A 6,101-nucleotide genomic window follows, 5' to 3' on the forward strand; every position below is an offset into this window, starting at 1 on the left:
TTCGTGTGCTTTTCACCAAAGACCTCAAGGGAGTTGGAGACGACGCCGACAAAGGATCCGTGAGTACCCTTGCGCACACCATGATGACCGCCGCCTCGCCGACCGCCTCTCGCCTCTACCCCCGGCCATGCGAGACAACGCAGGCCGAGAACGTGCCCGTCACGCCTTCGTCACCCGCATCCTCGCCATATTGCGCACGGACCGGAGCATCACCGCTGACCGTGCGGAGGACTGGCGCCGGGTAGCCTCAGAACCCGCCATGCTCGGGCAGATGGCCGCCCCGGGGACGACTTCCAGTCGGCCATGCTCGAGCTGGAGGCGCTCGCCACGCAGACCGTCGGCCTTGAACCGGCTCCCACAGGTCTTCCCGCCGGCACCGGCCCTCAGGGAGGAGGAGCTTGATCTTCCCATGGCAGGCCGGTGAGGAGGACTGGATCTCGGTGCCGGGCGGCCCGGCGAGGGCCTTTCGTGTCGACGGCGATGGCGATGCCGAACCAGGTGGGTATCGCCCGGACCGTGGTCATGGCCAGTCAACCGAGAACAAGCTCGACGGCCTGGACCAGGACAGGGTCCGCACTGAGACCGGCGATGCGATGTGGCAGAGGACGCGGGCGGCGGGGTGATCCGCGGTGCGGAACGGGGCGCGGGCGGGTTCCGATCTCGGTGAGGAGGTCGAGGACAGCTGTGCGCGGGCTACAGTAATTTCTGATAGCCCCTCCTGCCTCCCTAACTCGTCATAGACCCGATTTCGCCGCTCGCCTCCTGGCTGTCGGGGTCCATTTCTTGGAGGGCCGTCAGCCACAGGGCGGGCAAGTGTGGGCCAATGGGCGTGTCGGGATGGTGGACAAGCGTCAAGCGGGCGGAGTCGTGGTGGCTGACGAGGCTGGTGAAGACCTGGTTAGGTCCGTGGACGTCGATGATGCCGTACGCCGCCTGGGCGATGGCGCCACGGTAAGTAAGGGCGCTGCCGAACGTGACGTTGCTGGCCGTCAAGGGCGGGGCCAGGCGTCCTACGAGACGGACCGCGGCCGCGCCAGGAGTGAGGGCGGTCAGGAGCCTGAGGGCGTCGCGTTGTCGTAGCTCCTTCTGGCGGGCCGTCTGCAACGTCACCCGCCGCAGAGTTTGCACTGGCGACGGGTCGTCACAGGGCAGAACGATGTGGGCCACGCCCGAGCGGTTGCCCAATGCTCCTTCCTCTTCAGCCCGTCGGAAAGAGACGGGCACACCTGTCGCCAGCGGGGGGTGGGTGATGTCGGACCGTCGTTGCTGCCACAGGTGTACGGCGCGGGCGAGGGCCGCGAGGTAAACGTCGTTCACGCTCGTCCCGTGGGCGCGGGCCAGGACCCGTAGCTGTGCCACGGGGACGTCGGCGTGCCGGACCCGACGCGGGTCACGGTTGGACGCGGTGAACGCGGGAGTCGGCTGCGCCGCTTCGAGCAGGGCTACTTGCTGGGCCAGAGTGCTGGTGAGACCGGCCCATCGCGGACGCACAGGGCGGGGCGGTACTGGCCCGGCAGTGGGGAGGTCGGCAAGCAAGGCCCGTAGCAACGTGGTGATGAGGGCGCCATCGAAGAGCCCGTGGTCGGCGTGAAACCCGAGGCTGTAACCGCCAGGCCGGTTGATCAGCACGATTTCCCATGGCGGTTGGCCGTTACGGACAGGCGGCCCTTGGCTAAGGAGGAGTTCGGCGCCGCGATTGCTCGCTGCATCGGGCACGGTCAACACACGTACATGACGCTCTGGGTTGAACTGCTCCATCCAGTGGGCACTCTTGCCGTCGTCGCCCAGGCGGTAGTGAAGAGCGGGCAGGTGCTTGGCCCGCTCGGCTACACGTACGCGAAGGAGGTCAGGGTCGGGCTGCCTACCACGGAAGTCCAGCAGAATTGCGGCGGGAAGAGGCCGTCCGTCCCGCCCAGCGAGCATCGCCCGGTCTACCGCACTCAGCCGCAGTACCCGTGCCGGCCTGCCTGCACCCGTCCGCTTCCCTGTCACTCATTTCTCCCTTAAGCCTCATTACCTGGGGTGATCTTGCGGCATGCTGTTCGCGTGTCGAGCGAGCTGGTCGAGCGGATGGTGCCGGTAAGGCGGTGGGAACTGCTTCGGCGGGTGGTGCCTCCGCAAGGTCGCGGCCGCAGGACGGCACGGCTACGCGAGGTCCTGGCGGCGACCGTGTTCATCGCCACGTCAGGCTGCACGCGGAACCTGCTTCCGCCCGGCTTGGGGCCGTCGGGCGTGCCCGCGCTCCCGCCACTTCACGGAGTGGTCGCAGTGTGGGCAACGCTGCATCGCCTGATCCTCGACTAATTCGGCAGCCTGGGCGAGTTGGACTGGCCGGGGCAAGAGCAGATCGAAAACCCACCTCATCGGCGACCGACGCGGCTTGCCCATCTCGCTGGGAATGCCCGCAGCTAACACTCATGACAGCCAAGCCCTGCAGGCCTCTGGTGCAAGGCATCCCGCCATTCACTCGCCATTGAGAATCTTCGGTGCGGAGCCACTCACACCCATCTCCCTGTCGTATTGAGCCAATACTGCTCTGTCCAGGGGCGTTTGCTTCCCTGCAGGTTCAGCGCCGTTTGCGGCCGGCAGAGTCAGCGTGGTCCAGGCGGCAGCAGCGGCCGTCACGCCACCAATGATCCAACGGCTATTACTGGCACGGTGGTTCATGTCCTTGACACACCCTCTTGTAGGCGGCACAGCCGGGCCCAAAGAGCGCATGAAAAATCAGCCGCTTGCTTCAGACGCTGAGCTCGCAGCTGCGCTCGGGCAGAAGTGAGTATGGCGTGGTGGGCAACGCTGGAGCAGCGGCCGCCGCCGTAAGGAGATCTGACACCCATGCATAGACCAGCCACGGGTAGGCACAGGAGGGCGAGGTCAAAAACGCCGTTCAAACATTGCCCCAAAGGAAGCGCCCGTCGCGACGACGTTATTCCAATTTCGGATCATCCGCTGACGTGAGGGCTCGCCGAACGGTCTCCCACACTAAGGGCTCGCAGAGAATCAAGGTGTTGCTTCTCATGATGCGGCTCGTTGTTGTGATATGAGCGTCTCCGACGAGGTTCGTCGTCAACTCGCTGTGAAATTCCGGGTGTTGATCCCGCATCTGGACGAGCGCAGCGCCGGTTGATGGCGGGGGCCGAGGCCCGGATCCTGGGACACGGCAGTATCCGGGCGGTCGCGAGGGCAGCCCAGGTCAGCGAGACGACCGTCCGCAGGGCGTGGACGAGCTGGACGCCGGCGTGGACCCTCTGGGCTGGGTACGCAGGACCGGTGGTGGTCGGAAGAAGGCCGCGGGCCTTGGTCCGGGACTGCGGCCCGCGCTGCTGGCGCTGGTGGAGCCAGACGAGCGGGGCGATCCGATGTCGCCGCTGCGCTGGACGGTGAAGTCGACCAGGAGCCTCGCGGCCGAGCTCACCCGTCAGGGGCACAGGGTGAGCGCGGACACGGTCGGGGACCTGCTGCGTGAGCTGACCGCGGGGCGGAACGACCACCTGATGCTGCCGTTCTTGTCCCGCATTTGGCGCTGCTGGAACGTGCACCCCAGGAACGTGAACGACGTGTGCTCGTGCGCAGCTTGGATCTGCGGCGGGCACGGACTGCGACGTTCGAGGACGACGCCGCGTCCTGGCCGGTCAAGCTGCGACTGGATGGCTTCGTCTATGACGAACTGTTGCCGTTGTCGGCGGCCGGGGCGCGCCTGCCGTGGCTTGTTCGTGACGCGTTTCAGCCTCAGCCTTATGAGCAGTTGGCCGCGCGGTGGGGCGTGACGGCGAGTCGCGGCGGGTACTGCTGGCTCAGCAGCGGCGGCGGGCGTGTCGGCGAAAGTGGGGCCTTCTCCGGGACGCAACGGTCAGGTACGGGTATCGGCCGTGGCTGGCCGGGCTGTGGTTGTTGGGCCTGCTTGCCACCGGAGCGGTCTACTTTGCGTCCCACCGTCCTGCGCCGCTGGGCACGGGCGGCCCTCATTTCAACGCGGTCGCCTACACGCTCGACCTGCTGGTGCCGGTGGTGAGCCTCGGTCAATCGGGGGGGGTGGAATCCGAGCGGGTCCAGTCAGGCACTGGCCTATGCGCTGACCATCAGTGGCTGGACGCTGGCCACGACGCTGTTCGCAGGGGTCACACGATCCTGGTGCGCCCCTGAGATGACAGGTCTCTCTGCGGCTGGCGCACCAGTCACGAGATGACATCAAACCGTCGTCCTCAGTACCCCCGCCCTGAACTGAGAGGTCGTTCTCTTTCCGAACCCCGTGTGTGGTTCTCGCTGGTCAGACATGAGATGGCCGCTGTCGCGGGAGGCTCGGTTTGTTGCTGGCCGAGACTTCGTGGGGGTGGCGGATGCCGTCGATGCCGGCTGTTCTGGAAACGCGGCGGAAGGCCGCAGTGGTGTGGGTGGAGGAGCTCGAGGCTGAACTGGAACGGGTGCAGACGGACTTGGCGGAGGCGGAGGAAGTTCTCAGACGCCGGGTGATCGGCCTCGAGCAGTATCTGGAGGCGCTGGCCGAGGAGGAAGCACCCGCCGTGGTGGTCGGCGGATCAAGGAAGCCGGTCGGGCCGCGACGCGCGGTGCCTCACCGGGAGAACGCGGCCGGGGTCGAGGACCTGTCGGTGGACTACCAGGCGATCATGGCCGCCGCGACGGCGGCCGGAGCCGACGGGCTCGGCGCCCGGCGGGCTGCGGTGGTACTGGGCTGGGACAGCGCCTCCGTCTCCCGCGTCGAGGGCGCGAGGGCACGTCTGAAGCGGCTGGTGGAACGAGGCTGGCTGATCGAGGAGAAACCGGGCAGGTTCACGCTGCCCGCGGGAACAGCTCGGTGATGATGCTGGGCGGCCAGGCGGCGGCTCATGAGTGCGATCATCGACCACCGGATGACGGCTTCGCTGGTGTCGATGTGTCGTTCATAGTCCCGGACCAGGCGCCGGCTACGCAGGACCAGGCGAAGGATCTTTCCACGACCCAGCGCCGCGGCAGGACCTGGAAGCCGCTGACGTCGTCGTGACGGCGGACGACGTCGAGGACGATTCCCAGGTGCAGGGCGGTCCAGTCGGCCAGGTGGCCGGTGTAGCCACCGTCGGCCCAGACCCGCGCCAGCCGCCGAAAGTTCTTCTTTGCCGCGGGCAGGAGCGTCCGGGCAGCGTCCCGGTCGGTCGTGGATGCCGGTGTGACCAGCACGTCCAGGAGAAGTCCGAGGGTGTCGGTGAGCAGATGCCGCTTGCGCCCATTGATCCTCTTGCCTGCGTCGAACCCGCGTGAGGCGTGGGCGACAGTAGCGTCCGCCTTCACCGACTGCGAGTCCACGACCGGGGCACTGGGTTCCGGGCCGCGGCCCTCGCTGGCGCGGACAGCCTCGCGAAGCCGTTCGTGCAACTCGGTCACGAGGCCGGCATCCCGCCAACGGGCGAAGAAGGCATAAACGCGCGGCCAGGGTGGGAAGTCGGACGGCATCGCCCGCCACTTGATGCCGTTGTCGACGAGGTAGCGCACCGCGTCGATCATCTGCCGGTGGCAATAGCTCTCGGGACGGCCGCCGCGGCCTGCCAGCCAGCCCGGAACCGGCAGCAGATCCCGCACCAGGGCCCACTCGCCATCGCTCATGTCCGAGCCATACCGGGGCCGACGATCTGCCCGGTCGACCGCATTACCGAACCTGTGGGCGAGGCAGTCACACCCACGAGTGGACGAACTGGACCCGGCGACCGGTACCACGCGACACTTACAGGGCCTCTTGCTTCTCGCTGGACTCGACATCCGCGAGCTACCAAGAAGCCCTTCCTTCATGCACTCGCACCGGACAACTCACCCGAACCAGGACGCTGTTCGAACCCAGCCGATCACGCAAGCGGATAGGGAACAGGCAATGAAGTGAAGGACAGGGCTTGCGCCCAAGAGATCCGGTCAACTCACTTCCCGGTCGCCTTGGCCAGGCCCAGCGCGATGCGCTGCAGTTCGGTGGTCTGCCACTGCTGGAAGGTGGCTCCGGCGGGAGCGAGGGTCTCGGTGACGGTGGCGATCGGGATGCCTTCCGCCTTGGCCTCCTTGACTTGCTCCTGGACGTCCGGCGTGGAGTTCTGGGAGTTGTAGACGTAGAGCTTGATCTTCTT

General features: G+C 66.9%; 3 protein-coding genes and 4 pseudogenes. 3 read left to right on the forward strand and 4 right to left on the reverse strand.

The window, feature by feature from the left end:
* Positions 1-726 precede the first annotated feature (726 nt).
* Positions 727-1,758: a condensation protein gene (locus AB0N17_RS44870; RefSeq protein ID WP_366017472.1), complete on the reverse strand. Its 1,032-nt coding sequence runs from the start codon at positions 1,756-1,758 to the stop codon at positions 727-729.
* A gap of 288 nt (positions 1,759-2,046) precedes the next feature.
* Here AB0N17_RS44870 and AB0N17_RS44875 point away from each other — a divergent pair.
* Positions 2,047-2,462, forward strand: a pseudogene (locus AB0N17_RS44875) (IS5/IS1182 family transposase); the annotation flags it as partial.
* A 1-nt stretch (position 2,463) separates the two neighbouring features.
* Here AB0N17_RS44875 and AB0N17_RS44880 read toward each other — a convergent pair.
* On the reverse strand, positions 2,464-2,667 hold the full coding sequence (locus AB0N17_RS44880; protein WP_366017473.1) for a hypothetical protein: 204 nt from the start codon (positions 2,665-2,667) through the stop codon (positions 2,464-2,466).
* A gap of 373 nt (positions 2,668-3,040) precedes the next feature.
* Here AB0N17_RS44880 and AB0N17_RS44885 point away from each other — a divergent pair.
* Positions 3,041-3,467, forward strand: a pseudogene (locus tag AB0N17_RS44885) (ISAzo13 family transposase); the annotation flags it as partial.
* An 879-nt stretch (positions 3,468-4,346) separates the two neighbouring features.
* Positions 4,347-4,848 (forward strand): annotated as a pseudogene (locus tag AB0N17_RS44890) (hypothetical protein).
* A 6-nt stretch (positions 4,849-4,854) separates the two neighbouring features.
* Here AB0N17_RS44890 and AB0N17_RS44895 read toward each other — a convergent pair.
* A complete protein-coding gene (locus AB0N17_RS44895) occupies positions 4,855-5,571 on the reverse strand; it encodes an IS5 family transposase (protein WP_366017474.1) in 717 nt (238 codons plus the stop codon).
* 329 nt (positions 5,572-5,900) lie between these two features.
* Positions 5,901-6,101, reverse strand: a pseudogene (locus tag AB0N17_RS44900) (ABC transporter substrate-binding protein); the annotation flags it as partial.

This window comes from Streptomyces sp. NPDC051133, from assembly GCF_040682635.1.
Classification (GTDB): domain Bacteria; phylum Actinomycetota; class Actinomycetes; order Streptomycetales; family Streptomycetaceae; genus Streptomyces.

Coding starts and splice junctions, on each gene's coding strand:
- AB0N17_RS44870 (WP_366017472.1), bottom strand. CDS start 1,758: ATGGAGCAGTTCAACCCAGAGCGTCATGTACGTGTGTTGACCGTGCCC.
- AB0N17_RS44880 (WP_366017473.1), bottom strand. CDS start 2,667: ATGAACCACCGTGCCAGTAATAGCCGTTGGATCATTGGTGGCGTGACG.